We start from the raw sequence: 26,499 nt of genomic DNA, 5'->3' as shown, positions 1-26,499 counted from the left end.
AAAAACGCCGCAGCCTCCGCGCTGCGGCGTTTTCCTATCCGCCGATCTCGACCCAGAGGGGAAAATGATCGGAACCCACCGAATCCGTATCCACATGGGCGGATTTCAAGCGGCTCTGCAGGCCGCAACTGACGAAGCAGTAGTCAAGATGCATACGCTTTCCGTGGTTCTCCGGATCCATCCAACTATAGCTTCCGGGCATGTAGCCTTCGAGCGCGGCCAGCGCATCGACAGGTGTTCCGACGCGCGGCACGCGTCCGTAATATCTGTCGTCCATTCCAACAAACGAGCAGTATTCCGCAGATTCCGGCACCATGTTGAAGTCGCCCAGGATGACGTAGTCTTCCGGAAGCGGCAGATCCGCAATCTCGAATTCGCTGGCACCCGTGAGCGATCCACCTTCGAAGGGAAACGCATTGATACGCTCGTTCAAGTGGGCGAGTTGGCATATACGCTCGTCGGGCGAAACGTGATCGAGATGAACGGAATAGACCCGACGCGCGCCTTGCGGCATATCTATGACGGCCTCGGTCGCCCCACGCTGCAGGTTGAATTTCGAAAGAGTGCGGCTGCGAGGCAGAAGCAGGGTGCGCGTCGACAAAATCGGCCAACGCGAAAGGATCATGTTGCCGAACTGGAAGCGCGTGCCGCGCGGCGGAAAATCATCTTCGCCCACCTCGACGTGCAGATCGCAGGCCGGACCATAGACCCAGAAATGGTCGGGAAAGAAGGCCGCAAGATCGGCCACCATGTCGGCAAAATCGTTTCGTGCGAAGCCTCTGGTCACCTCCTGAAGCGCGATGATATCCGCACCCTCGAGGCTCTCCGCGATACGGCCGAGATCATAAATCCCATCAAGACCGAAGCCGTACTGTATGTTATAGCTCGCAAACTTCACGATAATCTTTGACCTCGGCTTGAACCGCCTATATCGAAAGCGGCAGGATGGGGCGTGTAAAAGCCACCGATGATGGAAGTAAAATGAAATTTCTCGATGAAGCAAAGGTCTATATTCGGTCTGGTGACGGCGGCGCAGGCAGCGTCTCGTTCCGGCGCGAGAAATTCATCGAGTTCGGCGGACCGGACGGCGGCGATGGCGGCCGCGGCGGCGATGTCTGGATTGAAGCCGTCAACGGCCTCAACACGCTGATCGATTTCCGCTACCAGCAGCATTTCAAGGCCCAGATCGGCACGCACGGCATGGGCAAAAACCGCACCGGCGCCAATGGCGCAGACGTGACGCTCAAGGTCCCGGTCGGAACACAGGTCCTGGAAGAAGACCAGGAAACGCTGATCTGCGACCTGACGGAAGAAGGACAGCGTTTCCGGCTTGCCGCCGGCGGCAACGGCGGCTTTGGGAATTCGCATTTCAAGTCCTCGGTCAATCAGGCACCGGATTGGGCAAATCCCGGTCTGCCTGGCGAGGAAAAGACGATCTGGCTGCATCTGAAGCTGATCGCGGACGCCGGGCTCGTCGGCCTTCCCAATGCCGGAAAGTCCACTTTCCTGGCGGCAGTCACCCGCGCGCGGCCGAAGATCGCCAACTATCCCTTCACGACCCTGCATCCGAACCTCGGCGTGGCAACGATCGACGGACAGGAATTCATCCTGGCGGACATTCCGGGACTGATCGAAGGCGCGCATGAGGGCATTGGCATCGGCGACCGGTTCCTCGGCCATGTCGAGCGTACTCGCGTGCTGCTGCATCTGGTCTCGGCGCAGGAGGAAAAGGTCGGCAAAGCCTATACGACCGTGAAGAACGAGCTTGAGGCCTATGGTAACGAACTGACCGACAAAGCGGAAATCGTTGCGCTCGCACAAATCGACGTACTCGACGACGCGGCGCTGAAGAAGAAGACGAAGGAGCTCGCCAAGGCTTGCGGCAAGACGCCGTTCCAGATTTCGGCGGCAACGGGCAAGGGCATGACCGAGGTTCTGCGAGCTCTGCGCGACATCATTGTCGAAGCGAATGCGGACGGCAAGAAGCCGGCCAAAGCGCCGAAGCTGCGGCATCGCGACATGATCGCGACCGACGAGGACAGAATGGATGACGACGCGTAAGCCGCTCGATCGCTACCGCCGCATCGTCATCAAGATCGGCTCAGCCCTCCTTGTTGACCGCAAGACCGGGCTCAAAAACGCGTGGCTAGATGCAATGTGCGCCGATATCGCTGCATTGAAGGCAAGAGGCGCGGATGTGCTTGTCGTTTCCTCGGGCGCTATCGCGCTCGGCCGCTCTGTGCTGGATCTGCCTTCTGGCGCACTGAAATTGGAGGAAAGCCAGGCGGCCGCAGCCGTCGGCCAGATTTCGCTCGCACGCGCCTGGTCGGAAAGCCTGTCGCGGGATGAGATCGTGGCGGGCCAGATCCTGCTGACCCTCGGGGATACGGAGGAGCGTCGCCGTTATCTCAATGCTCGCGCCACCATCAACCAGCTCCTGAAGATCGGTGCCGTTCCGATCATCAACGAGAACGACACGGTTGCAACCAGCGAAATCCGGTACGGCGACAATGACCGCCTCGCCGCCCGTGTGGCAACGATGACGGGCGCCGATCTGCTGATCCTTCTATCCGATATCGACGGACTTTATACTGCGCCGCCACACCTTGATCCGGATGCAGAATTCCTCGAGACGATCGCCGAGATCACCCCCGAGATCGAGGCCATGGCAGGCGGCGCCGCTTCGGAGCTGTCGCGCGGCGGCATGCGCACGAAGATCGACGCTGGCAAGATCGCAACGACGTCGGGCTGCGCAATGATCATCGCTTCCGGCAAAACGGATAGCCCGCTATCCGCCATTTCGAACGGCGCACGTTCCTCCTGGTTCGCACCGTCCGGCACCCCCGTGACAGCGCGCAAGACCTGGATCGCAGGTCAGTTGCAGCCAGCTGGAGAACTGCATGTCGACGACGGCGCCGTGACGGCGCTCGGTGCCGGCAAAAGCCTGCTTCCCGCCGGCGTTCGCAAGGTGATCGGGCTTTTTAGCCGAGGGGACACTGTGGCAATCATCGGCCCTTCTGGGCGCGAGATCGCCCGCGGCCTCGTCAGCTACGACGCAGAAGACGCCCGCCAGATCGTTGGCCGCAAATCGGCAGAGATCGAAGCGATCCTCGGTTATCCCGGCCGTACCGCCATGATCCATCGCGACGATATGGTGATGACGTCACAGGTAAATTCGAAATCGGAAAGGCAGAAGAAGGACGCGGCCCATGCTTGAGACTGTTGCACAAAGCCCTGACATTGACGCGCTGATGAACGACATCGGCCGCAAGGCCAAGGCTGCGGCACGACCGTTGGGTTTTGCGTCCACCGAAGCCAAGGACAAGGCGCTGAATGCGATGGCCGACGCGATCCTCGCAAGCAAGGAGCACATCCTTGCCGAAAACGCCAAGGATCTGCACGACGTCGCCGGCACCGATATGCTTGCCTCCTTCATCGACCGCTTGACGCTGAACGACCAGCGCATCAGCGAAATGGCAGAAGGCATCCGCGCCATTGCTGCTCTGAAAGATCCGGTTGGCGAAGTGATCGCCGCCTGGGATCGGCCAAACGGACTGAAGATCGAGCGGGTCCGCACACCCCTCGGCGTCATCGGCGTCATCTTCGAAAGCCGGCCGAATGTGACGGCAGATGCCGGTGCGCTTTGCCTGAAGGCAGGCAATGCTGTGATCCTGCGGTGCGGCTCGGATTCGCGCCGTTCATCGCAAGCTATCCATGCCTGCCTCGTTAAAGGGCTAAAGGCGGCAGGTCTCCCGGAGCATGCCATACAGCTCGTTCCGGTTTCGGACCGTGCCGCCGTCGGCGCCATGCTGCGGGGCTTGGAAGGTGCAATCGACGTCATCGTGCCGCGCGGCGGCAAGAGCCTCGTCGCCCGCGTGCAGAACGAAGCCCGCGTACCGGTCTTTGCCCATCTCGAAGGCCTCTGCCACATCTACGTCGACAAGTCGGCCGATATCGAAATGGCAAAGCAGATCATCGTCAACGCCAAGATGCGCCGCACTGGCATCTGCGGTGCCGTGGAAACCCTGCTTGTCGATGGCGCTGCGATTGGCACGCACCTGACGCCGCTACTGGAAGCGCTGACTGGGGCCGGGTGCGAAATCCGCGCATCCGCCACCGTGTTGAAGGTCGCTCCAGGAATGAAGCCGGCGACTGAGGAAGATTGGTCGACCGAGTATCTCGATGCGGTCATTTCCGTTGCCGTTGTGGACGGCATTTCCGGCGCGATCGCACATATCCAGAAGTATTCCTCGAACCATACGGAAGCCGTGATCGCGGAAGATCCGGCTGTCGTCGAGCGATTCTTCACCGAAATCGATTCAGCCATCCTGCTGCACAACGCTTCTACACAATTCGCGGACGGCGGCGAGTTTGGCATGGGTGCGGAAATCGGCATTGCGACGGGCAAGATGCATGCCCGCGGTCCTGTTGGTGTCGAGCAGCTTACCTCCTTCAAATACCGCGTGCGTGGCACCGGACAAACGCGGCCCTGACGTGACGACAGACGACATAGACCGTCGCTACCTCCGCATGCCGCACACCGAACGCGGCATGGTCGTCGGTCTGTTTGGTGGTTCCTTCAATCCACCGCATCAGGGGCATGCGCTGGTTGCGGAGATTGCCATACGGCGCCTCGGCCTCGACCAACTTTGGTGGATGGTAACGCCCGGCAATCCACTGAAGGACCGCAACCATCTTGCGCCGCTTGCCGAGCGCATCGCACTCAGCGAAGCGATCACAACCGATCCGCATATCAAGGTGACTGCATTCGAACAGGCATTCGGCGTCAGTTACACGGCAAACACACTCGCCAGGGTAAAGGCACGCAATCCGAATATCCATTTCATCTGGATTATGGGTGCCGATAGCCTGCAGGCCTTCCACAAATGGCAGAAGTGGAAAGAAATCGCCCGCACCTTCCCGATCGCCGTCATCGATCGACCCGGCGCAACGCTTTCCTATCTCTCGTCGAATATGGCGAAGACTTTCAATTTCGCCCGTATCGATGAGGACGATGCCCGCGTGCTCTGGAAAAAAACCGCGCCTGCCTGGACCTTCATCCACGGCCCGCGCTCGGCATTGAGTTCGACCGCTATTCGCAAAGGCGCCGAGTAGCCGCAGTTTCAGGAAGGCTGATAAATGAAAAGCCCGACGGGGGAGGATCCGTCGGGCTTTGTAAACTCGACCGACAACTGGGAGGAGGAGTGTTGCCGATCCATATCTAACGGCTTTGGGAGGAGGAGATCGCCGTGTTCGATAGATATGTTTTACCATAACTTCGAAAAACTGGAATACCGTATATTGCATTGCAGCAATGCAATGCGCGCAAGGCTTCTCCTGATATGCGCCGCTTTTTACGGCATTTTGCAAAGGGGTGACCTTAGAAAACACTCCGAAAAGACGTTCACAATGCGCTGATCATCAGTTCGTGGCACATCCCGCGAATATTTTCGCGGCGGACAGTTGTCGATTGCCACGAAAGATTGCCCGTCGGTTTCTGATTTCGTTGTATGAATCTGCCATCGTCGGCTGCAAAACTGCCCTTACTGCCACCGCAAAATATTCCGCTACACTGCCCTCCGACACGGCAAATGATGCCTGAACACGTGCGATCGAAGGCTTTGATCACCCCGCCGTACTTCGCTCCGCCGCAACGCCCACGCGGGAGACCGCCGAAAAATACCCAATTCTCCACGTCGTCCGGAGCGGCATAATTGGGGAATTTTACTTCGGCACTTCTGTTCTGCGGAAATTTCAACTGGCATTGACCGCAGCTTGCACCGCTGCCACCAGCATCGACGAACGTTCCACATAAATCCCAGCCGCGCCGGGATATGAAAGAATTTCCCAGATCCAGCTGCGTCCCAATTGATGCAGGGTTCTGTTGATCCGTCGAATACCGCGTCACGGTATGCTCATGATCACAGTTGGCAGGTAAGTGTGACACGACGCTCGTTGGCACAAAGCGCCGAAGCGGAGATCGCGGTGCACCGGCGACGCGGCAGGTTTGCTCAAGGTTTTTCGATGCGGGCCGCGGCGTGAAGGTGAGGCTGGGCGCGACTTCGGCCCGCGTTGGGAAAAACTTGGTCAGCAGACCTCTGGTCCGCTAGAGTCCCAAGTCTCCACCTGGCCGCAGACCGACAAGCCGGAAGACGCTTATCTCATAGTAAGCTGATGCATCTGGAGCGCCTATGATGAACCCGAGCGAATCCACCGAGGCAGTGAGAATCGAGGATCTTGACGACGCGGGGCTGGTTGAACACGCGCGACAGCTTGACCCCGCCGCATTCTGGCTAATCATCAAGCGTCACAATCAGCGGCTTTACCGCGTCGCCTGCGCCGTCCTGAATGACGACACCGAGGCGGAGGACGTACTTCAGGAGACCTATATCCACGCCTTCACCCATCTGGCCGAATTCCGCGCGGAGGCGCGGCTGTCGACCTGGCTCACCCGGATCGCGCTGAACGAGGCGCTGGGACGCCGCCGGAAAAGGCGACCCACCGTAGACGCGAAAGCCATCGAAGGCATGGTCGCTCCGTTCAGCGCACACAAGCCTGATCCCGAAGAGGCGGCCGCTCTCGCTGAAATCCGCGGCCTCCTGGAGCGAGCCGTCGGTGACTTGCCAGAGCCCTTTCGCATCGTCTTTGTCATGCGGGACGTCGAGGAAATGAGCATTGAGGAAACGGCTTTTCTTTTGGCATTGCGACCTCAGACAGTGAGCACCCGTCTTTATCGCGCACGCCGGCTGCTCCGCGAGGCGCTGCGGGACAAGCTCGCCACCGTGTTCACGGATACGTTTCTCTTCGCTGGCGCTCGTTGTGACCGCCTCGCGCAAGCAGTCCTCGATCGGCTCGCAATCCGCCTGGTTCGAAACGATACTCATCTGTTGAACGCGGCGACTGCGCGCACGTAGACGCCGTCCACGCCGAGATTACGCCGGCTCCTTTCGCAGGGCCTTTGTAGCGGGACACGGGAATATTTTGGCGGCCCGGACCATCTAATCGTCAGGCAAATGCATTCGGTGCCGCGGTGCTGACAGCGGTGTTGAATCAACAAACATAGGAGACCGCCATGCAGGGCGCACTTCACCTATCCCGGCGTCAGTCGCTTCAGGGACTTATCGTACTCGGTGCCGGAGCGGCACTCGGCGGAATCGCGCGGCCTTCTCCGGTATTGGCACAGGACATATCGGACGAGGACATTTTCCGCTTTGCGCTCAACCTCGAATATATGGAGGCTGAATACTACCTCCGCGGCACCACCGGAATGGGCATCGACGCAGCCGATGCCGGTTCGAAACCCGGCGACGTCGTTGGTGGAAAGCAAGTCTCGTTCGAGACGCCCGCCATCGGCGAATTCATGCAGGAAGTCGCGGAAAACGAACTCGCGCACGTCCGCTTCTACCGCAAGACGCTCGGAACCAACGCGGTTGACCGGCCGGCCATCGATTTCGGTGCGGGCTTCAAAACCGTCGCGGAAGCAGCGGGCCTCGGGCCGGACTTCGACCCCTTCGGCAACGAGACGAACTTCGTTCTCGGCGGGATGTTGTTCGAGGATGTCGGCGTCACCGCCTATGCCGGTGCGGCGACAGTTCTGAAAAACAAGGACTTCCTCGCCGCAGCCGCAGGCATCCTGGCGGTCGAGGCCTATCACATGGGAATGGCGCGATCTACGCTATACCGAAAGGGAGAGGAAGCCTGGAAGGCCGCCAACGCTGTCTCCGATGCCCGAGACAAAATCGACGGATCAGACGATAAGGACCAGGGGATCCAGGGGGACGGAAAAGCCAACATCGTTCCCTCGACGCCCGATGCGATCGCGTTCACCAGAACGCCGCAGGAGGTGCTCCGGATCGTCTACCTCACCGACAAGGACGGAGTGAGCAAGGGCGGCTTCTATCCGGAAGGGATGAACGGCACGCTCAAGACCACCTGAGCCAGTTACGACGAGAGGCGTGGCGGCACCGTCGACGATCATGCGTTCCCGAGCCGGATCAACCACGCACAGCACGAGGCAATACGCCCGACTTGTCGATGAATGGGTTACTGCGATTGGTCTTCGACGAGCGGAATATGGCACACACTCGCTACGGCGAACGAAAGCCTCGATGATCTACAAGGCTACCGGAAACCTACGCGCTGTACAGATTGTACGTGGGCATACCAAGATCGAGAACATCGTGCGTTTCCTCGGCGTTGACGTCGAGGATACTTTGCTCTTGGCCGAACGAACTGAAGTCTGAAATCGGGTGCGGCCATTCGACGATGGTGGATGGCCGCTTCTCAGCGCTACCGCCTTGCTCGCCACCTCCGGCATGGGTGGAAGACAGTCGTTCGTCTTGCTTGTTGGAACGAGCAGTTTGCGCCAACGAACGAACCCGCTCGCTCGCCCACGAACTAACGACTCCTGCGCGTGCCAGAAACGGGCATTCGCACGGACCGGAGAGTCATTCCGGTAGACCCGCCATGAGGTAGCCATCAACGAAATGCTGGCGATCCGCGTCGCGGCAGAACGGCTGAGTCCTCGCCCATTGCCGTATAGAAAAATGCGGGTTGGCGGCGAGGAATTGTCGTGCTTCCTTCTTGGCCTCGTCCGTCCGGCCAAGCTGTGCAAGTGCGGCGGCCAAAATCCGCCGCGACCCTGTCCGGTAGGTCGTTTCATGCCGGAGGGTATCGACCGCATCCTCGTATCGGCGCGCCGCATATTCCAGGTATCCGCGTACCCAATAGTATCGTCCGGGTGGATAGGGGTCCAGCCGAAAGGCATTCTGCATACACTCGATGCCCTCGCCTGCGTTACCGAGGTGCGCCTTCGATTCACCGAGAAACATCCAAGCGTCAGCGTGATTGGGGTCGATCCTCAGCGCTGTCGCAAATTCCACCGCTGCCTCATCTGCTTTAAAGTCGAAGTGCAAAACATAACCTAGGATCGAGTGCGCCGCGGCGTTCCCTGGATCAAGCGACACAGCCCGCTCAGCCTCCGCTCGACCAAGTGAACGGTGCTCCTCAGTCTCTCCCCAGTGCATCCAACCAAAGACGTGTGACATCGCCAGCCAGGCATGCGCCTCCGCAAAGCCCGGATCGAGTTGGATCGCTCTTTCGAGGAGCGGACGCGCGGTCTTGTTCGCCTCTGGGGACTCGGTCACCAGTGCCCGCCCGCGCACCAGAAGCTCGTACGCTTCGAGATTCGACGTCCTCTGCCGGGGCGGCATCGGGCACGCCGAGAGGACCGAGCTGGAAAGCGCACTAACAATCTTACCAACAACCTCGTCCTGCAACGCGAAGACATCAGCTAGTTCGCCGTCGAAGCGGTCGGCCCAGACATGCGCATTCTCGCGCGCATCGATAAGCTGCGCGTTGATTCTGACACGCGCCGCCGCCTTCCGCACGCTGCCTTCGACAACATAGCGGACGCCAAGATCCTTCGCGATCGATCGGACGTCGACCGACCTTCCCTTGTAGACAAACGAGGAGTTGCGCGCGATCACCAGAAGGCCGGGCACCTTTGAAAGGTCGGTGATCAGGTCTTCAGCCAATCCCTCGGCGAAGTACTCCTGCTCCGGATCGCTGCTCATGTTGGTGAACGGTAAGACCGCGACGGCCGCCCTGTCGGGCAGTTCCAGCGATATCGGTCGACCGGCCGAAGTGGCTCTCGCCGACTGCAAGTTCACGCGATAGCAGTGTATTGGCTCGGCTATATTCTTCACCCGCTGCCCGCCCATGGGTTCGAACTCAACCGCCAGCTTCTTCTCGACCTCCTTGGACACCTTCTCTGAAACGCAGATGCCGCCGGGATCAGCGAGCTGCTGCAGGCGAGCGGCGACATTGACACCCTCGCCGTAGCGATCGTCCCCTTCGACGATCACTTCTCCCAGATTGATCCCGACGCGGACCTCGAAGCGCTCGCTGTCGGGGACGCTTGCGTTGCGCTCCACCATGCCGCGTTGAAGGGTCACCGCACACTCGACAGCATCGACTGCACTGCCGAATTCCGCCAGTAAACCGTCGCCCATCAGCTTGAAGATGCGCCCGTGATGGTTGTTGATCTCGGGCTCGAACAGCTCCTTGCGGCTGGCCCTGAGCCGTTCGAAGGTCCCTCCCTCGTCCGCCTCCATCAGGGCCGAGTAAGCTACGACGTCGGCGGCGACAATGGCTGCAAGCTTGCGTTCCATAGCACCATGGGTGGCGTCATGGCCAAGAGTGCCGCGCCAAATGCGCTCAACTCTGGCGATGCGATCGCCGGAACTCTAACATAGCTGGAGCTTCCGGGCTAATCCGCAGTCCGCCGAATGACCGCTTCACGGTCACGACTTCGCGTTGAGCACCGACGGGCCGCGGACCTTTTATCCCTGACCACTAGGGCCTCTGATCAGCGGCCCGGAGCCAACATCGGAGCGACCCCTCCAACGCCCGCCACAGAAGGCGGAACTGCCCCCTGCCCGCTCCAAAGCGCCCGACCGTTCACGACCACCGAATCCGATTTGCCGCGTGGCGCCACGTTGTCGGCGAAAAAACTGTTGTCGAACCGCAAGAGCGGCGGAATGTCCAGAATGGGATAGGATTGTTGCAGTGGGCTCGTCCAATGGGAAGGTCCGAGCAGGGTCAGGAACGCTGGTTGCGGTGAACGTCGACTGTGGGGCAGCGAAAATGGGCTGATGAAGGGCGGCTTCGGGCCAGTTCGAGATGTTCCCCATGCCTTCGTTCGGCGACTGCTTTGAGGTCGGTTGCTGAGCGGCAGCTATCCGATAAATGCACCTCGAAGCGGTCGTTAAAGCGATCAAGACCGAGCGGCCGGAGCCGACCCTTATCTGCCGTTCCGTCGGAGGAGTTGAAGGGGAAGCCCTGACCCTGAATGGTCCCTGACCGCGACTCGCACAAACGTCGCCACATGCATGCTTAGCGGTTATTCATCCTCCCCTGAGAGCGTGCCGCAAAGGGGAGGCTGTGGCCGCTCATCGCTGTGAGGCAGGGCTCGATGGCTAAGCTGCCAGCTCCAATACGCGCTGCCACCGCGGATGCCCGCGCAGCGGAGCAAAGTCGGAGTCCTGCTTCACCCACGCCTTGGTCTCGTGGTTAGCATGAGGCAGCAGGCGTTCCAGCAGATCGAGCGCACGATCGAGTTCGCCTAAAAAGCAGCAGAGGCAGGCGATGTTGTACTGCGTCAGGATATCGTCTGGATCGATTGCCAGTGCACGCGCGGACCATTCCTTCGCGCGTTCGGTCTCCCCCAGAAAGGCGAGGGCATTTGCGCCGAGATAGGCTGGCCGGGGGTTCTCAGGGTACTTCGCCAATTCGCGCTCGGCGCGTTCGACGCCTCTGCGAGCCGCATCCCTTTCGTCTTCTGGCCGCCCCAGAGAATGATAAACTTGAATAAGCAGGATGACGGATTGGTAGTCATCGGGCTTGATCTCGGCGGCCCGCTCGTAATGGTGGGCAGCCTGCGTGAGCTTGCCTTGCGCATAGCAGGCGCGCGCGAAGAAATAATGCGCTTCGAACAGATTGGGATCACTTGCGATAGCCTGTTCGAACTCCTTTTCGGCCTCCTCATATCTTTGGCCGACCGAGAGAGCGAGACCACGCGACGCGTGTGCTTCGGCCAGCCCACTTTCGATATCGAGCGCCTTGCCGCTGTTGGCGAGGATTCCCTCCAGCGAGACCTTCTCGTCATAATTGAGGAAAAGAAAGGAGTCGCAATCGGCGATGCCCGCATATGCGCGCGCATAAAGAGGGTCGAGCTCGATCGCCTTGCCGAACATCCGCCTCGCCAGCACATAGTAGGTCTTGGACGTTCTGTGGAAAAACTCTCTCCCCCTCAGATAGTACGTATATGCCTCTACGTTCTCAGTGGGAGCCGCCTTGATCGCCTCCTTTTCGGCCGGCAGCAGCTTGACCTTGAGCTGATCGACAATGGTGTGAGTGATCTCGTCCTGGATGGCGAAGATGTCGGTGAGCTCACGGTCGTATCGGTCGGCCCAGACGTGACCGCCATCCGCCCCGTCTATAAGCTGTCCCGTGATGCGGACGCGCTGACCGGCCTTGCGGACGCTCCCCTCAAGCACGAATTTGACGCCGAGTTCCCGTGCCACTTGCTGCACCTTCACCGACTTGCCTTTGTAGGTGAATACCGTGTTGCGAGCGAGGACGTGGAGGCCAGAGATTTTCGACAGGTCGGTAATGATGTCTTCGGTAATTCCGTCGGAGAAATACTCCTGCTCGGGGTCGCCGCTCATATTTGTGAACGGCAGGACAGCGATTGAAGGTCGTTCCTTCTCGCGCCTCTCAGGCGATGCTGCCGCCGCGCTATTTTCGAAGCGGAACGGCGCGGCGAGTGCGACGTGGTAGACTCTGACCGGCCGGTCGATGTTCTTGAGCTCGTGTTCCCCCGTGTCCTCGAAATCGAGATCAAGATTCTTGCCGAGATGGTCGCGAACCGTGCCGGAGATTGCGACGCCTCCGGGCCGGGCGATGCTTTCAATACGCGCCGCTACATTGACGCCGTCGCCATAGATGTCGTTGTCATCGCAGATAATATCGCCAAGATTGATGCCTATGCGAAATTCGATGCGGCTCTCCTCTTGCACGTCGGCGTTGCGCTCGCGCATCCTGAGCTGGATGTCGATCGCGCAGGCGACTGCGTTCACCACGCTCTGGAATTCGACCAACATGCCGTCGCCTGTGAGTTTCACGATCCGGCCCTGGTGCTCGGCGATCTTGCCATCGACCAGCTCTCGCCGATGTGTCTTGAGCGCCGAAAGCGTGCCGCCCTCGTCGAGACCCATGAGCCGGCTGTAACCGACCACATCGGCAGCAAGTATTGCGCTAAGTCTCCGTTCCATGCGCGGGCATCCTATTCTTGCGACGAAGACGAAGCAGGGTAGCAGGTTCTCACAGCAGCGGCATCATACTAAATCCGGTCCTCGTAGTATTCGAAAGAAGAAGGCATTCAACTGACGTGCAGACGAGGTGAGTCAGAGAGCTGATCGCGGAATCGATGAATTGATCCAACGCGGTCAGAGCCTCGCTGTCATTCCAGCCCGCGCGTCAAAGCATCGCCGCAGCCTAAGGTTTTTTCTACGATTATTTACCGAGCGTCCGCTTACGGCCTAATATCAGTCATTCAGCCTGCCTTGCTGACGACGGACTTTGATGTTTGAGCGCTGACCCAGAACCAATCGATCGCCGCTTTCACTAAGCAGGCCCGAGGTGTAAACTATTTAGCCTTTCGAGGGCGCAGCCATGTTTCGAATCCTGTGTGTGGTGGCTGTCTTACTCGCGTCGGCGAGTGTCGTCGCGGGTGAGTCCTTGTTTGACGCCGTGAAGGCCGGCGACACGGCCAGAGTCGAGCGCCTGCTGGCGAGCGGAGCCGAGGTCGACAGCCGTGATCGCGACCAAGCCACGCCGCTGATCGCTGCGTCGCTGAGCGATCAGCCGGCGGTCGCGGAACTGCTGCTCAGCAAACGCGCCGACGTGATGGCGCGCAACGCCGGGGGCTTCACGCCGCTCCATGCGGCGGCGTATTCGGGCAGCGTGCGGATCGCAGAACTGCTGTTGGGCAAGGGCGCTGTTCTCGAAGATGCTGCCAACAAGGCGGGCGTGACACCGCTGATGGTCGCCGTAGAAGAGAACCGCGTCGCCATGCTTGAGCTGCTGATCGCCCGCGGCGCCGATGTCAGCCGGCCGGAGAGTCTTCACGGGTACACGCCGGTGACGCGCGCTGGCTTCAAGGGTCATAGAGACATTATACGGGTGCTCAAGCGCCACGGCGCGACCTGCCCGCCCGCCGAGATGATAGGCGCCTCGTTGTGCATCGAGATGAGTGACTGAACGGAGGACGGAATATGTGCGAAGCAATCCAAAAGTACGGCGTGACCCCGACTCGAGGATCAGCATTTGGAGCGACATTCTCGATCGCCTTGATGGTCAGTTGCGTTCCTGCCCTCGCCGCCGACCAGGTCAATACCGGCTATTTCGGCGGTGTCGCGATCATGGGCTACGACCCGGTTGCCTACTTCACCGAAGGCCGGGCGATGAAGGGCTCCGAGGAGTTCTCCTACGACTGGCTGGGGACGCCGTGGCAGTTCGCCAGCAGCAAGCACCGTGAGCTCTTCATCGGTGAACCTACCAAGTATGCGCCACAATACGGGGGCTACTGCATCGGGGAAGTGGCTAACAATGGTGCCACGATCAATCTCGATCCGGAAGCGTGGGCGATCATCGGCGGTAAGCTGTACCTGGCTTACGGCAAGGAATTCATGGCCGAGTTCAAGGCCCGCCCGAGCGACCTCTTGGCAAAGGCCGAGGCGAATTGGCCCGCCGTCGAGACCCAGCTGGAGCAGGACGGGTTCCAGTGATGCGCAGATCGAGGTGCCACGTCGAGACGGGCAGCGGACCTATTCGACGGGCGAAAAATGGAAGAGCGTGAACGCGTTGACATAGGTGTATTCGGGTTTGCCCGGGTCATGGGTTCGCCGATAAACCGGGCCGCAGCGGGGCCGCCCGAGTAACACGTTCTCGCTCTGCTCGCACAGCATGTCCCGATCGACGAAGGCGGTCCCGGTTGCGATCTGTGTCGGGGTCCGGAAAGCCGTCTTGCCATCGCCGCCAAGTTGCAGGAGAGCCGGATCGCCCGCGCCTGTCTGTCCCTGCCACGTCCGCCCGAAGGCCAGGCGGGAGATATCCGCCCCACTCAGCCTGTTGCGATCCTCGCCGCGGAAGTCGAAGGGCCATTCGGGAAGGCCGGCGTCGCGCATGGCTTCGAGGACGCGCTCGAGGTCCTGACCATTGCGAAAATGGGCATAAAGAACGCGCCAGGTCTCGACGGAAGTGACGGGGACGGTACGGCGGGCTTCCCCCGCCGCGTCGCGGGCTTCGCTCAAACGACCGGCGCGAGCGTAGGCTGCGGCGAGTAAGGCATGAACATCGATGAGGCGCGGCGCCTCGGCGCGGGCGCGCTTCAGCGTTTCAATCGCCCGGGCGTAATCCCCATGCAATAGGAACGCCAGTCCCGCGACCAGCCGTTCGCTCGTCGAGAGGCTGGGGTTGAGCCGCTGCGCGGTCTCGATTGCAGCGACAGCCTCGGCGTGGCGGCCGGCGAAAGTGAGGACGAGGCTCAGCGCCGCATGGGCCTCGGCGTCGCTGGGCCCCAGCGCCACGGCCCGCCCGGCGGAAGCGAGTGCCTCCTCGTATCGGCGATCCACGACCTGAAGAATGGCGAGGATGGCATAGGGCCGCGAGGATTCCGGGTTCAGCTCCAGCGCGCTTCCGGCCTTCTCATACGCCCGTCTCCTAGCCACGGGGCCCGGCAGAACGTTGTCATAGTCGAGGCGCCACACATAGACCGCGGTGCGCGCATCCGCCGCATGCGCCTCGGCGAAGGAGGGATCGAGCGTGGTCGCTTTCGCGTAGAGCTGCAACGCTTCCCGCAGCAGGCCGGTTCTCTCCGCCTGCTCGCCGCGGAGATAGTAGTCATAGGCTTCGAGGTTCGCGGTCGGCGGCCGCGCCAACTGACCTTGCTCCGACGCCGTCGACTGCACCCCGAGAGCCTCGACGATATGGCGGACTACTTCGTCCTCCACGGCGAAGACATCCGAGGCGTTGCGGTCGAACTCCTCGGCCACCAGATGGTCGCCGGTCGCCGTATCGATGAGCTTAGCATTGACATGGATCCGGTCGCCGCTTCGCCGGACGCTGCCTTCCACCACATAGCGGACACCGAGGTCGCGCGCTATGTCCTGCACGGCGACCGGCCGGCCCTTATAGGTGAAGACAGAATTGCGAGCGATGACGACCAGTCCCGACAGCTTGGCGAGGTCGGTGATGAGATCGTCAGTGATCCCGTCGGCGAAGTATTCCTGTTCGGAGTCGCCGCTCAGGTTTGCAAACGGCAGGACGGCGACAGACGGCCGCTCAGGCGGCATAGACATCTGCCAGACCACGAGCATCGCGACGGCGGCGGTCAACACCGCTCCAGCCACTGCCAAGATCAGGAGCCGAGCGCCCGCCTTGCGCGTTGTCCCGACAACTCTTCCCGCTGCCCCAGCATCGAGTAGGACGCGATAGACGCGCACCGGATCGGCGATGTTCTTGACGCGTTGCTCACCGAGATAGGCAAAGCCCACATCGGCCTTGTGAATGGCCTGATCGAAGGCGGTGCCAGAGATCATCACGCCGCTGGGATCGGCGATCGTCTGCAATCGGTCGGCAATGATCACGCCCTCGCCGTGGATGTCGTCGCCCTCTACGATCACGTCGCCAAGATTGATGCCGATGCGAAACGCAAGCCGACGGTCGGCCGCAACGCCGACGTCGCGCTCGGACTTGGCGCGCTGAACCTCAACCGCGCAGCGCACCGCATCGACCACGCTGTGGAATTCCACCAGCAGCCCGTCGCCCATGGTCTTGACCAGCCGGCCATGGTGCGCGGCGATTCTCGGCTCGAAGACCTCGCGCAGATCGGCTTGGAAGCGGGCACGCGTGCCTTCCTCGTCGGCTTGGCTCAGGCGGCCATAGCCCACGACGTCCGCGATTACGACGGCGGCGAGCCGACGCTCCATACCTAGTCCTTCGTGAGAGCGACCACACGGCTAACCACGCAAGGTTACGCCGAACCATTGGCAAACGCGAGTGCGCCGAAGATTGAGCTGAAAGATTGACGCGGTTTGTAGGTTGATACTAGCGGACGTAGTGGTCAGCGCTGCCGTTTGCCGGGCGACGCTCAAGGCGAGCATGACGATCGGATCCTGACCACTACCTCAACCGCGGACGCCCCCCGCAGCGGGTTCGTTCTCCGGCCCTTTGCGGACATCAACACGCATACGAGAAAGCCATCTTAGGTCTGTTCCGCAGTCATTTCTTTTGCCAGTTCGCCGATCATCGACCGCAACCACCTGTGGGCCGGGTCGTTACGGTAGCGAACGTGCCAAGCCATCTGCACTGGAAAAGTACCGAGGTCGACGGGCGTGGGCAGTACCTTCATGCGCGAATCCCGCATAAGGCTCCGACAGATCAGACTCGGCAGCGTTGCGCAGTAGTCCGTGACGGCAAGCATCTCAGGCACGGCAAGGAAGTGCGTGACAGAAACGGCAACCTCTCGCTTGAGGTTTTGTTGCCCCAATGCCTGGAAGAGGCCTGCGCGCAGCCGGCCCGGTGGGAGCACGTTCACGTGCTTGAGCCCCTCATATTGTTCTTTGGAAATACGGTCTCGAACGTCGGGATGGTCCTTGCGCACCACGCAGGCGAGGCCATCGTCCATAAGATGCTGAACGACAAGGTTTTGCGGCGGATCGACGATCCGGCCAAGCACTATGGCCGTGGTACCGGAAATGACGCCGGTCTCGGCGAGATCGTTGCCAAATGCTGTCATGCGGAGCTTGATCCCCGGCGCTAGCTCACGCGTCCTCGCGACGAGGGCCGGCATCAACACAAGCTCGACGTAGCTGTTAGGAGCAAGCGTGAACAGTCGTTCGGCGTTTGCCGGCTGAAACTCCTGCTGGTTCAAAATGAGATCGTCCAGTTGTGCCAGCGCTGCTTCGATTGTTGGAGCGATCTCCTCGGCCAGTAGCGTCGGTTTTATGCCGTACCTTTCCCGGATGAACAGCGGATCCCGCAGGGTGTCGCGCAGACGGTTCAACGAATTGGACAGCGCCGGCTGGGTGATGCCCAGTCGCGCTGCTGCCCGTGTCACGCTCCGCTCCTCCATCAGGGCCAGGAATACCGGGAGCAGGTTCATGTCGTATCTCATCGAGATATAATCCGACATGAATATCCGAAATCAAAGAAGTAAATTTCTGAAATATGTGGGCAGGTGCCATTATCAGCTCATCGACAGGCCGCTGCGGCTGATCGAGCTCCAAATCAACCGGCAACGACGCCTCATGGCGCGCCCTCATCTGACGAAAGGATCCGACAATGAAAGTCCTCATGGTACTTACCTCCCACGACACTCTCGGTGATACCGGCAAGAAGACCGGCTTCTGGCTCGAGGAACTGGCAGCGCCGTATTACGTCTTCAAGGACGCCGGTGCCGAGATCACCCTCGCCTCGCCGAAGGGCGGCCAGCCGCCTCTCGACCCGAAGAGCGACGAGCCGATGTTCCAGACAGACCTTACGCGGCGCTTCAGCGCTGACGAGGTTGCCAAGGCGCAGCTCGCAGAAACTGTGCGCCTGGACAGCGTCGACCAGAAGGACTTCGATACGGTCTTCTACCCCGGCGGCCACGGCCCGCTGTGGGATCTGGCCGAGGATCCGAATTCGATCAAGCTGATCGAATCCTTCATCGCGGCCGGCAAGACGATCGCTCTCGTTTGCCATGCACCGGGCGTCCTGCATCGCGTGTCCAATCCCGACGGCACTCCGTTTGTTCAAGGACGTTACGTCACCGGCTTCACCAACAGCGAGGAAGAGGCTGTCGGTCTCACGAAGGTCGTGCCGTTCCTGGTCGAGGACGAGCTCATCAGCCTCGGTGCGGTCTTCTCCAAGGTCAAGGACTGGGGCGTGCACACAGTCGTCGATGGCCAGCTGATCACCGGTCAGAACCCGGCGTCATCGGGCGAGGCCGCGGAGGCGCTTATCGCTGCTTTGAGCCAGATGAAGACGAAGACCGCCTGAGCGGCCTGGAACATCGGGATCTGCTGACGACTAGCATCGGCGGCAGATCCCCTTCGGCACCGGAGTTTGTCATGTCCTCCCTCAATTCGACGATATCGCTGTCGGACGCCCAACAGATGATCGAGAGGTCCATCGCCGCCGCCCGCGCGCTGGATGTTCCCTGCTCAATCGCGGTCGTCGACTCGTCTGGGCATCTGCTGTCCTTTGTTCGCCAGGACGGGGCGATGGCGGGGTCAGCGGCGCTTGCCATCGACAAGGCCTTCACCGCTCACATCTTCAACAACCGGACGGACGCGCTCAGCGCACTGGCCCAGCCTGGCGCCGAACTCTACGGCATCCAGCATTCTCATGGTGGAAGGGTCGTGATTTTTGGAGGCGGCATTCCCATCCGATTTGAAGGGCGGACGATCGGCGCAATTGGCGTGAGCGGCGGGACGGTGGCTGAAGACATCTCCATCGCCGAGGCCGGCTCGGCAGCCTCCTCATAATTTTCCGACGAGCGCCTGTTGCCGAAACAGAGCCTGACGCGCCCCCCGCTCAGTCATCAAACCAACCGCTTGCCGCGCTCGAAGACTGGATATCCGGTCAACGGCGTCGTGCGTGCTCGGCAAACGACAACAGTTTATCGCACCTGTGCAATATATTTTTGAAAACATATCGATAGCCAATCCCATCTATATCGATATATTCATCTCGATATTTCGGACTGTGGAGTGAAGCATGCATAATCGTCGGGAATGGATGAAGCGCATAATCGGGATGATCTCTGCGGCCTGGATTGGCACCGCAGGGCTGCCGCAGTCGGCAAGCGCTGCGGATAAGGTTGTCGTCTTTGCGGCGGCGAGCCTCAAGAATACCCTTGATGCCGCAAACGCAGCTTGGACAAAAGAAAGCGGGAAGGAAGCCGTCGCTTCCTATGCAGCGAGCTCCGCGCTCGCCAAGCAGATCGAAAATGGTGCACCAGCCGATATCTTTATCTCTGCCGACCGCGACTGGATGGACTACGTCGCCAAGAAAGGCATGATCAAGGAAGACACTCGCGCAAACTTGCTTGGCAACCGCATCGTGCTGGTGACTGCCGCCGACAAGGCAAAGCAGGTCAGTGTCAAGCCGGGGTTCGATCTTTCCGGTCTTCTTGGCGATGGCAGGCTCGCCATGGGAGAGGTGAAATCCGTCCCCGCCGGCAAATACGGCAAAGCCGCGCTCGAAAAGCTCGGCGTCTGGACATCGGTGGAATCGAAGATTGCCGGTGTAGAAAGCGTGCGTGCCGCTCTTGCCCTCGTCTCCCGTGGCGAAGCGCCCTATGGCATTGTCTATCAGACAGATGCCGCAGCCGATAAAGGCGTCGCAATCGTCGGCACGTTTCCGGCCGATTCGCATCCGCCGATCATTTATCCTATTGCGCTACTTGCCGGCAGCAGGAACGTGGATGCCGTTGCCTATCTCGAGTTTCTAAAGTCGGATAAGGCCGCACCCTTCTTTACTGCGCAGGGCTTTGCGATTTTAAAGTGAAGCGGGATTTTATCCTGCAGTTTCGCTGAGACCTATCGGAGACACCCAACTTGGATTTTGGCCTGAGCAATGATGAGTGGACGGCGATCTTGCTCAGCCTGCGCGTTTCCGTTGTCGCCATGTTCGCAAGCTTGCCGTTCGGCATCGCGGTCGCGCTGCTTCTTGCCCGCGGCCGCTTCTATGGCAAATCGGTCCTCAATGGCATAATTCATCTGCCGCTGATCCTGCCGCCGGTCGTGACCGGCTTCATTCTTCTAATCCTCTTCGGCCGCAGCGGACCGATCGGCAGCTTGCTGGATCAGTATTTCGGGATTGTCTTTTCCTTCCGCTGGACGGGCGCAGCGCTCGCCTGCGGCGTTATGGGGTTCCCGCTGATGGTCCGAAGCATCCGGCTTTCGATCGAGGCGATCGACCGCAGGATCGAGGAAGCGGCAGGCACCCTCGGCGCAAGCCCGCTCTGGGTGTTCCTGACCGTCACCCTGCCGCTGACACTGCCCGGGATCATCGTCGGAATGATCTTAGCCTTTGCCAAGGCCATGGGCGAATTCGGCGCGACTATCACCTTCGTTTCGAACATCCCGGGTGAGACGCAGACGCTGTCTGCCGCCATCTATACGTTCACCCAGGTTCCTGGCGGCGACGCCGGCGCCATGCGTCTTACCTTGGTTGCCATCGTCATCTCAATGGCAGCACTGCTGGCATCTGAATTCATGGCGCATCTTGCGGGCCGGAGGATCGATCCGGAGTGATGCTCACTATCGAAACCAGACACCGCTTCGGCACCTTCGCCCTTGACGCCGCTTTTACCTCCGAAGTCGGTGTGACGGCCCTCTTCGGCCGGTCCGGCTCGGGCAAGACCTCGATGATCCGCATCATTGCCGGCCTGGTCCGGCCGAATGAAGGCCGGGTCATCCTCGACGGGATGCCGCTGACCGATACGGCGAAAGGCATCTTCGTCCCCCGACATCGCCGCCGTTTCGGCTATGTCTTCCAGGACGGAAGACTGTTTCCGCACTTGAGCGTTCGCAAGAATCTCTGTTATGGAAGCTGGTTCGCGCCGAAGGCTTCGCGGACCGGCAGCTTTGACCATATCGTGGATCTGCTTGGCATTGAAAACCTGCTCGACCGAAGCCCTTCCAACCTCTCAGGCGGAGAAAAGCAACGTGTGGCGATCGGCCGCGCGCTGCTTTCCTCTCCGCGTCTTTTGCTGATGGACGAACCGCTCGCAGCGCTTGATGACGCCCGCAAAGCCGAGATCCTGCCCTATCTCGAACGCCTGCGTGATGAGACACAGATCCCGATCGTATATGTCAGCCATTCGATCTCCGAAGTGGCACGCCTTGCCAATCAGGTCGTCGTGATGCGAGAAGGCAAGGTTGAGGCGGCAGGCAGCGTAACCGATGTGCTAAGCCGTCCTTCGGCGGCCGAGGACCGGCGCGAAGCGGGTGCGCTTCTCGAAGGCATTGTCGAAAGCCTCGATGAAAAGCATCGCCTTGCGACGCTCGTATTAAAAGGATCGCACCTTTATGTCCCGGGCGCTACGGTATCGGCGGGCAAGCGCGTTCGCGTCCACATTCCTTCCCGAGATGTCATGCTGGCGACGGTCAGGCCGGAAGGTTTAAGCGCGTTGAATATTATCGACGGTATCATACGGCAGATATCGCCTGCGGAAGACGGAACGGTCGAGGTGCAGATCGACTGCGGCGGCGATATCATCCTGTCGCGCATCACGGCACTCTCCGCTGAGAGGCTCGATCTGGCATCCGACAAGCCTGTCTTTGCTGTCATCAAGACTGTTGCGCTGCAGCCTTGACTATTTCCTAACCGCCTCTGCCTGACTGCGGTTGCCCTCCAGCCAGGCAAGATCACCCGCAAGAGCTGTTCGCACGGCCTCCTCCATATGCCGGAAGCGCGACAGCAACTCCTCGCCAAATGGCGTCAGTGCGGCGCCGCCGCCCCTTTGGCCGCCACGCTGGGATTCGACCACCGGCACCTTGAACATGCGATTCATGTCGCTGACAAGCAACCACGCGCGCCGGTAAGACATATCCATCGCTCTGCCGGCTGCCGAAATCGAGCCGGTTTCGCGGATGTGCTCGAGGAGTTCCATCTTGCCGCGACCCAGGCGATCCTCATGCGGAAAGCTGATGCGCAGGATGGGAACGAGTTGATGTCTGGCGGCGCTGTCCATGCAGTTCTGCGGTTACGGAAAATCGCGGACACTTTACGCTTGGCCGTTGGCGCTGTACACAGCCGCCTTCGCTGCCGGTAACAATATTAAATCTTGAACGCGAATCTAAGTCATCGCGAAATGAATAACCGGCTCGTGTCTTGAAAGATTAACGGTTTAGTGCCTATCTTAACCATGATTTGGTTCGCCCAAATCAGTGATGCGCATGTTGTTTATTGCAGGAAAGGAAAAGCACTGACAACAGTACACGCCAAGGGAAGAACGCTCGCCGTTGTCCCGAAGAGCCTGGAACGTGGCGCCGATGCCGCCGCCCGCGCTCTGCAAGCTGTCCTCACGAGCCTTGAGGACTCCAAAGCCGAAGATATCGTCACCATCGACATTACCGGGAAATCTGCGCTGGGCGACTATATGGTCGTCGTCTCCGGCCGATCGAACCGCCATGTCCTGGCGATCTCGGATCACCTGCTCACCGACTTGAAAGACGAGGGCTTCGGTACAGCCCGCGTCGAGGGCAAGGAGGGCGGTGATTGGGTCCTGATCGACACCGGTGATATCATCGTGCACGTCTTCCGCCCCGAAATCCGCGAGTTTTACAACATCGAAAAGATGTGGGCAGCGCCGGATATGGACGAAGAAACGCGGCACTGATAGGCGGTCCGGGTTGTCCGGCGTCTGAGACGCGGCATTTGAACAGGCCGGAAACATGAGAGCCCGGCCGAGAGAGCCGGTACTGTGCCTTCGCGGCGCATGACGGGAGCGGGTGAATGCGGGTTGGTCTTTTTGCAGTGGGGCGGCTCAAATCCGGCCCCGAGAAGGATCTTGCGGCCCGCTATTTTGACCGTTTTGCCAAGGCTGGTCCCGTGGTTGGTCTCGAATTCTCACGCGTGGCCGAGGTTGCCGAGAGCCGCGCCTCGAATGCAGAAACGCGCAAACGGGAGGAGGCCGCCATGCTGCAAAAGACGCTGGCCGAAGGCAGTGTTCTCCTTCTTCTCGATGAGCGCGGCAAGGCGTTGGATAGCGAAGCCTTTGCAAACGTCCTCGGCAACTATCGCGACCAGGGAAAACGGGATCTGATAATTGCCATCGGCGGTGCCGACGGCCTTGATCCCGCGCTTTACGACCGTGCCGACATGACGCTGTGCCTCGGCAAGATGACTTGGCCGCATCAGTTGGTGAGAACGCTCATCGCCGAACAGCTCTACCGTGCCGTCACTATCCTCTCCGGTCACCCCTATCACCGTGCCTGATGGTCACGCAGCCGTGTTTTGCCACGTGCGGCCCTATCCACCAATCTTTCTGGCAAATGACGCCAAATCAGCCTAGTCTCCGCGCGATTTGAAAGTTACCCCTGAACCCGCATGACGAGAACTGCCCGCAAGCGAAAGCGACTGATCCTACCCGCATTCGCGGCTGGCTTCTGCGTGACGGCGATTTTCGTCCAGTTCGATTTTGGCGGAGCAGGCGCCTTCGCCCAGAACACACCGGCGCCGGCGGCGGCCGGAGCACCTGAACAGCCCGCCGATGCGATTAAGCCGTTGCCAGACCCGGCCGCAGAACTCGCAAAAAAACGTGACGAGACCCGCACCCAACTCGAGGCCTTATCAAGAACGATCAATCTTTCGTCAGATAAAGTGATCGCGCTGCAGAAGAGCATTGCGAATCTGGACAAAAGCAGCACGAGTATCCGCCAGGCGCTGATCGATTCCGCCGCACGGCGCAAGACGCTCGAAACGCAGATCCTCGAAAGCGAGAAGAAGCTCGCCGATCTCGGTGTCAAGGAAGACGCTATCCACCGCTCGCTTCATGAGCGCCGCGGCCTGCTTGCTGAAGTGCTCGCCGCCCTTCAGCGCATGGGCCGCAATCCGCCGCCCGCTCTCCTTGTGACACCGGACGATGCGCTTGCCTCGGTGCGCAGCGCAATCCTGCTAGGTGCCGTCGTGCCCGGCATGCGCAGGGAGACTGATAAGCTTGCCGGAGATCTGGCCAATCTCGCAGCCTTGCAGGCAGCAAGTGCCGAGGAAAAGGCAAATCTTACCGCTACGATGACGAACAGCATCGAGGAAGAGCGGCATATGGATCTGCTCCTCGCCGAAAATGATAAATTGAGCCGTAGCAATGCTACGGATCTCGAAGCGGAGAAGAGACGCTCTGAGGAGCTGGCGGCCAAGGCGACAACGCTCGAAGGCCTTGTGACTTCGATGGAATCCGAGATTTCCTCTGTACGCGAGGCCGCTGAAGCAGCCCGCCGTGAGGAAGAGAACCGGAAACTCCTCACGGACGAGCAGCGAGCTCAGGCTAGGGCCCTGGCCGAGAGCGGCGTGCCTGATAAAAACCGCATTGCGCCCGCATATCCGTTCGGAGAATTGAAGGCGAAATTGGAGCTGCCCGTGGCGGGCGATATTCTGCGCCAATTTGGCGACGCCGATGGCACTGGACACGAGGCCATGGGAATGACGCTGGCCACCAATCCGGATACTGTGGTGACCGCGCCGGCAGACGGACTGGTGGTTTTTGCCGGCGCCTTCCGCAGCTATGGCCAGATGATCATCCTCGATGCAGGCGGCGGATACCACTTGGTTCTCTCTGGAATGGACCTGATCAGCACCCGCCAGGGAAAATTCGTTTTTGCCGGTGAGCCGCTTGCGGTGATGGGTGCAAAAAGAGTCGCGAGCGCGACAGCATTGGCGCTGGAAACCAACCGCCCAACGCTTTACATTGAATTTCGAAAAGACGGAAAACCGGTCGATTCCCGACCGTGGTGGTCCGCCAAAGACACTGGAAAGGCACGCAATGATTCGTAGGGCTTCTCTTGTTCTGGTCGGCGCATTGATGGGTGCGACCGCCATGGGCGTTATTTATGCAGCTGGGGTGCCGGCCGAAGCGGCCGGAGCATCCACCTACAAGGAACTCTCCGTGTTTGGCGACGTCTTCGAGCGCGTCCGCGCCCAATACGTCACGCCGCCGGCGGAAGACAAACTCATCGAAAATGCCATCAATGGCATGCTTTCGTCCCTCGATCCGCATTCGAGCTATATGAATGCCAAGGATGCCGAGGACATGAGCACCCAGACGAAAGGTGAGTTCGGCGGTCTCGGCATCGAAGTGACGATGGAAGACGAACTCGTCAAGGTTATCACGCCGATCGACGATACGCCCGCCGCCAAGGCAGGCGTTCTTGCGGGCGATTATATTTCCGAGATCGACGGCCAGTCCGTCCGTGGATTGAAGCTCGAAGAAGCTGTCGAAAAGATGCGGGGCGCCGTCAACACCCCGATCAAGCTCACGCTCATCCGCAAAGGTGCGGATAAGCCGATCGAATTGACGATCGTTCGCGACATCGTCGCCGTACAGGCCGTCAAGTCTCGTGTCGAGGATGATGTCGGCTATCTCCGGGTCATCTCGTTCACCGAAAAGACCTACCCGGACCTCGAAAGGGCGATCGCCAAGATCAAGGCGACGGTTCCTGCCGACAAGCTGAAGGGCTACGTACTCGACCTGCGCCTCAACCCCGGCGGTCTGCTTGATCAGGCAATCAAGGTTTCTGACGCTCTGCTGCAGCGCGGCGAGGTGGTCTCGACCCGCGGCCGCAATCCGGACGAAACCCGCCGCTTCAATGCCGGCCCGGGTGATCTCACGGATGGCAAGCCGGTGATCGTGCTCGTCAACGGCGGCTCGGCCTCCGCTTCGGAAATCGTCGCCGGTGCCCTGCAGGATCTGCGCCGCGCGACTGTTCTCGGCACGCGGTCCTTCGGCAAGGGCTCCGTCCAGACGATCATTCCGCTTGGCGAAAACGGCGCACTCCGCTTGACAACCGCGCTCTACTACACACCGTCGGGCCGCTCGATTCAGGGCACCGGCATTACGCCGGACATCAAGGTCGAAGAGCCGCTGCCGGACGATCTGAAGGACAAGATGGCAACCGAGGGCGAATCCAGCCTGCGCGGCCATATCAAGGGTCAGAGCGAGACCGATGAAGGCTCCGGTTCTGTTGCCTATGTTCCCCCGGATCCGAAGAACGACGTGCAGTTGAATTTTGCGCTCGACCTGCTTCGCGGCAAGAAGACCGACCCGGCCTTCCCCCCGAATCCGGACAAGGCGGTTTCCGCCAAGTAAACTTTCATAGGTCATCAGGCCGGATTTTTGATCCGGCCTGATTTTTTGCTGCTTCCCGGTTTTGGAGCGGGCGAGGA

General features: G+C 60.2%; 23 protein-coding genes and 2 pseudogenes. 19 read left to right on the top strand and 6 right to left on the bottom strand.

Translation table 11 applies throughout. The features are described from left to right. Positions 1–34: 34 nt before the first annotated feature. Positions 35–898 (bottom strand): endonuclease/exonuclease/phosphatase family protein, encoded by an 864-nt coding sequence (locus tag ACZ9BX_RS16225; RefSeq protein WP_476218890.1) that lies wholly within the window; start codon positions 896–898, stop codon positions 35–37. 83 nt (positions 899–981) lie between these two features. Here ACZ9BX_RS16225 and obgE point away from each other — a divergent pair, with 83 nt between their 5' ends. From obgE to ACZ9BX_RS16185, 8 genes and pseudogenes are all read left to right on the top strand, one after another. After that, the gene (gene obgE / locus ACZ9BX_RS16220) at positions 982–2,061 is read left to right on the top strand and encodes a GTPase ObgE (RefSeq protein ID WP_476218888.1); all 1,080 of its coding nucleotides are present in this window, start codon (positions 982–984) and stop codon (positions 2,059–2,061) included. Continuing rightward, a complete protein-coding gene (gene proB / locus ACZ9BX_RS16215) occupies positions 2,048–3,217 on the top strand; it encodes a glutamate 5-kinase (protein WP_476218886.1) in 1,170 nt (389 codons plus the stop codon). The genes obgE and proB overlap by 14 nt, the downstream gene beginning before the upstream one ends. Beyond that, positions 3,210–4,493, top strand: a complete 1,284-nt coding sequence (locus tag ACZ9BX_RS16210; protein ID WP_476218884.1) for a glutamate-5-semialdehyde dehydrogenase — start codon at positions 3,210–3,212, stop codon at positions 4,491–4,493. The genes proB and ACZ9BX_RS16210 overlap by 8 nt, the downstream gene beginning before the upstream one ends. After that, entirely contained in the window at positions 4,468–5,115 is a 648-nt protein-coding gene (locus ACZ9BX_RS16205; RefSeq protein ID WP_476218882.1) for a nicotinate-nucleotide adenylyltransferase, read from the top strand. Before ACZ9BX_RS16210 ends, ACZ9BX_RS16205 begins: the two co-directional genes overlap by 26 nt. Before the next feature lie 473 nt (positions 5,116–5,588). Continuing rightward, a pseudogene (locus ACZ9BX_RS16200) lies at positions 5,589–5,714 on the top strand (AAA family ATPase); the annotation flags it as partial. Between the two features lie 477 nt (positions 5,715–6,191). Then, complete coding sequence (locus ACZ9BX_RS16195) at positions 6,192–6,914, top strand: RNA polymerase sigma factor (protein WP_476218880.1); 723 nt, start codon at positions 6,192–6,194, stop codon at positions 6,912–6,914. 158 nt (positions 6,915–7,072) lie between these two features. Next, positions 7,073–7,936, top strand: coding sequence for a ferritin-like domain-containing protein (locus ACZ9BX_RS16190; protein WP_476218878.1), 864 nt, complete (start codon positions 7,073–7,075; stop codon positions 7,934–7,936). Between the two features lie 12 nt (positions 7,937–7,948). After that, positions 7,949–8,243: pseudogene (locus tag ACZ9BX_RS16185) on the top strand (tyrosine-type recombinase/integrase); the annotation flags it as partial. Between the two features lie 204 nt (positions 8,244–8,447). Here the strand turns inward: ACZ9BX_RS16185 and ACZ9BX_RS16180 are convergent. Together ACZ9BX_RS16180 and ACZ9BX_RS16175 are read right to left on the bottom strand one after the other, a co-directional pair. Further along, a complete protein-coding gene (locus tag ACZ9BX_RS16180) occupies positions 8,448–10,172 on the bottom strand; it encodes an adenylate/guanylate cyclase domain-containing protein (protein WP_476218877.1) in 1,725 nt (574 codons plus the stop codon). Positions 10,173–10,979: 807 nt separating this feature from the next. Continuing rightward, the gene (locus ACZ9BX_RS16175; protein ID WP_476218875.1) at positions 10,980–12,836 is read right to left on the bottom strand and encodes a TPR end-of-group domain-containing protein; all 1,857 of its coding nucleotides are present in this window, start codon (positions 12,834–12,836) and stop codon (positions 10,980–10,982) included. Between the two features lie 400 nt (positions 12,837–13,236). On the opposite strand from ACZ9BX_RS16175, the gene ACZ9BX_RS16170 reads away from it, so the two are divergent. Further along, on the top strand, positions 13,237–13,824 hold the full coding sequence (locus ACZ9BX_RS16170; RefSeq protein ID WP_476218874.1) for an ankyrin repeat domain-containing protein: 588 nt from the start codon (positions 13,237–13,239) through the stop codon (positions 13,822–13,824). Between the two features lie 14 nt (positions 13,825–13,838). Continuing rightward, complete coding sequence (locus ACZ9BX_RS16165; RefSeq protein ID WP_476218872.1) at positions 13,839–14,351, top strand: YHS domain-containing (seleno)protein; 513 nt, start codon at positions 13,839–13,841, stop codon at positions 14,349–14,351. 39 nt (positions 14,352–14,390) lie between these two features. On the opposite strand, the gene ACZ9BX_RS16160 is transcribed toward ACZ9BX_RS16165, so the two are convergent. Together ACZ9BX_RS16160 and ACZ9BX_RS16155 are read right to left on the bottom strand one after the other, a co-directional pair. Beyond that, complete coding sequence (locus ACZ9BX_RS16160; RefSeq protein ID WP_476218870.1) at positions 14,391–16,553, bottom strand: adenylate/guanylate cyclase domain-containing protein; 2,163 nt, start codon at positions 16,551–16,553, stop codon at positions 14,391–14,393. A gap of 275 nt (positions 16,554–16,828) precedes the next feature. Further along, positions 16,829–17,740: a LysR family transcriptional regulator gene (locus ACZ9BX_RS16155; protein WP_476220044.1), complete on the bottom strand. Its 912-nt coding sequence runs from the start codon at positions 17,738–17,740 to the stop codon at positions 16,829–16,831. Between the two features lie 167 nt (positions 17,741–17,907). Here ACZ9BX_RS16155 and ACZ9BX_RS16150 point away from each other — a divergent pair, with 167 nt between their 5' ends. From ACZ9BX_RS16150 to modC, 5 genes are all read left to right on the top strand, one after another. Beyond that, on the top strand, positions 17,908–18,606 hold the full coding sequence (locus ACZ9BX_RS16150; protein ID WP_476218869.1) for a type 1 glutamine amidotransferase domain-containing protein: 699 nt from the start codon (positions 17,908–17,910) through the stop codon (positions 18,604–18,606). 71 nt (positions 18,607–18,677) lie between these two features. Beyond that, the gene (locus ACZ9BX_RS16145; RefSeq protein ID WP_476218868.1) at positions 18,678–19,094 is read left to right on the top strand and encodes a GlcG/HbpS family heme-binding protein; all 417 of its coding nucleotides are present in this window, start codon (positions 18,678–18,680) and stop codon (positions 19,092–19,094) included. 232 nt (positions 19,095–19,326) lie between these two features. Continuing rightward, entirely contained in the window at positions 19,327–20,118 is a 792-nt protein-coding gene (gene modA, locus ACZ9BX_RS16140) for a molybdate ABC transporter substrate-binding protein (RefSeq protein ID WP_476218867.1), read from the top strand. Between the two features lie 50 nt (positions 20,119–20,168). Further along, on the top strand, positions 20,169–20,867 hold the full coding sequence (modB, locus tag ACZ9BX_RS16135; protein ID WP_476218866.1) for a molybdate ABC transporter permease subunit: 699 nt from the start codon (positions 20,169–20,171) through the stop codon (positions 20,865–20,867). After that, the gene (modC, locus tag ACZ9BX_RS16130) at positions 20,867–21,931 is read left to right on the top strand and encodes a molybdenum ABC transporter ATP-binding protein (RefSeq protein WP_476218865.1); all 1,065 of its coding nucleotides are present in this window, start codon (positions 20,867–20,869) and stop codon (positions 21,929–21,931) included. Before modB ends, modC begins: the two co-directional genes overlap by 1 nt. Here the strand turns inward: modC and ACZ9BX_RS16125 are convergent, their stop codons facing one another. Then, complete coding sequence (locus ACZ9BX_RS16125; protein WP_086997268.1) at positions 21,932–22,309, bottom strand: winged helix-turn-helix domain-containing protein; 378 nt, start codon at positions 22,307–22,309, stop codon at positions 21,932–21,934. It abuts the gene before it with no gap. A gap of 174 nt (positions 22,310–22,483) precedes the next feature. Between ACZ9BX_RS16125 and rsfS the strand changes: the two genes are divergently transcribed. The 4 genes from rsfS (at position 22,484) to ACZ9BX_RS16105 (ending at position 26,422) form a co-directional block, all read left to right on the top strand. After that, positions 22,484–22,957: a ribosome silencing factor gene (gene rsfS / locus ACZ9BX_RS16120; RefSeq protein WP_086997271.1), complete on the top strand. Its 474-nt coding sequence runs from the start codon at positions 22,484–22,486 to the stop codon at positions 22,955–22,957. A gap of 116 nt (positions 22,958–23,073) precedes the next feature. Beyond that, positions 23,074–23,556 carry a 23S rRNA (pseudouridine(1915)-N(3))-methyltransferase RlmH gene (rlmH, locus tag ACZ9BX_RS16115; protein ID WP_476218864.1) on the top strand — a complete coding sequence of 161 codons (483 nt, stop codon included), beginning with the start codon at positions 23,074–23,076 and terminating at the stop codon, positions 23,554–23,556. 141 nt (positions 23,557–23,697) lie between these two features. After that, positions 23,698–25,110, top strand: coding sequence for a murein hydrolase activator EnvC family protein (locus tag ACZ9BX_RS16110; RefSeq protein WP_476220042.1), 1,413 nt, complete (start codon positions 23,698–23,700; stop codon positions 25,108–25,110). After that, on the top strand, positions 25,100–26,422 hold the full coding sequence (locus ACZ9BX_RS16105) for a S41 family peptidase (RefSeq protein ID WP_027512208.1): 1,323 nt from the start codon (positions 25,100–25,102) through the stop codon (positions 26,420–26,422). The genes ACZ9BX_RS16110 and ACZ9BX_RS16105 overlap by 11 nt, the downstream gene beginning before the upstream one ends. Positions 26,423–26,499: the final 77 nt, after the last annotated feature.

It is taken from the genome of Rhizobium sp. USDA 3886, from assembly GCF_056279785.1.
Note: the sequence above shows the minus strand (reverse complement) of the source record. Positions and strands in the feature narration are given on the sequence as shown.

Excerpts from the sequence above, each read along its gene's own strand:
- obgE (WP_476218888.1), top strand. The coding sequence starts at position 982 with ATGAAATTTCTCGATGAAGCAAAGGTCTATATTCGGTCTGGTGACGGC.
- proB (WP_476218886.1), top strand. The coding sequence starts at position 2,048 with ATGACGACGCGTAAGCCGCTCGATCGCTACCGCCGCATCGTCATCAAG.
- ACZ9BX_RS16210 (WP_476218884.1), top strand. The coding sequence starts at position 3,210 with ATGCTTGAGACTGTTGCACAAAGCCCTGACATTGACGCGCTGATGAAC.
- ACZ9BX_RS16195 (WP_476218880.1), top strand. The coding sequence starts at position 6,192 with ATGATGAACCCGAGCGAATCCACCGAGGCAGTGAGAATCGAGGATCTT.
- ACZ9BX_RS16190 (WP_476218878.1), top strand. The coding sequence starts at position 7,073 with ATGCAGGGCGCACTTCACCTATCCCGGCGTCAGTCGCTTCAGGGACTT.
- ACZ9BX_RS16180 (WP_476218877.1), bottom strand. The coding sequence starts at position 10,172 with ATGGAACGCAAGCTTGCAGCCATTGTCGCCGCCGACGTCGTAGCTTAC.
- ACZ9BX_RS16175 (WP_476218875.1), bottom strand. The coding sequence starts at position 12,836 with ATGGAACGGAGACTTAGCGCAATACTTGCTGCCGATGTGGTCGGTTAC.
- ACZ9BX_RS16170 (WP_476218874.1), top strand. The coding sequence starts at position 13,237 with ATGTTTCGAATCCTGTGTGTGGTGGCTGTCTTACTCGCGTCGGCGAGT.
- ACZ9BX_RS16165 (WP_476218872.1), top strand. The coding sequence starts at position 13,839 with ATGTGCGAAGCAATCCAAAAGTACGGCGTGACCCCGACTCGAGGATCA.
- ACZ9BX_RS16160 (WP_476218870.1), bottom strand. The coding sequence starts at position 16,553 with ATGGAGCGTCGGCTCGCCGCCGTCGTAATCGCGGACGTCGTGGGCTAT.
- ACZ9BX_RS16155 (WP_476220044.1), bottom strand. The coding sequence starts at position 17,740 with ATGAGATACGACATGAACCTGCTCCCGGTATTCCTGGCCCTGATGGAG.
- ACZ9BX_RS16150 (WP_476218869.1), top strand. The coding sequence starts at position 17,908 with ATGAAAGTCCTCATGGTACTTACCTCCCACGACACTCTCGGTGATACC.
- ACZ9BX_RS16145 (WP_476218868.1), top strand. The coding sequence starts at position 18,678 with ATGTCCTCCCTCAATTCGACGATATCGCTGTCGGACGCCCAACAGATG.
- modA (WP_476218867.1), top strand. The coding sequence starts at position 19,327 with ATGCATAATCGTCGGGAATGGATGAAGCGCATAATCGGGATGATCTCT.
- modC (WP_476218865.1), top strand. The coding sequence starts at position 20,867 with ATGCTCACTATCGAAACCAGACACCGCTTCGGCACCTTCGCCCTTGAC.
- ACZ9BX_RS16125 (WP_086997268.1), bottom strand. The coding sequence starts at position 22,309 with ATGGACAGCGCCGCCAGACATCAACTCGTTCCCATCCTGCGCATCAGC.
- rsfS (WP_086997271.1), top strand. The coding sequence starts at position 22,484 with ATGATTTGGTTCGCCCAAATCAGTGATGCGCATGTTGTTTATTGCAGG.
- rlmH (WP_476218864.1), top strand. The coding sequence starts at position 23,074 with ATGCGGGTTGGTCTTTTTGCAGTGGGGCGGCTCAAATCCGGCCCCGAG.
- ACZ9BX_RS16105 (WP_027512208.1), top strand. The coding sequence starts at position 25,100 with ATGATTCGTAGGGCTTCTCTTGTTCTGGTCGGCGCATTGATGGGTGCG.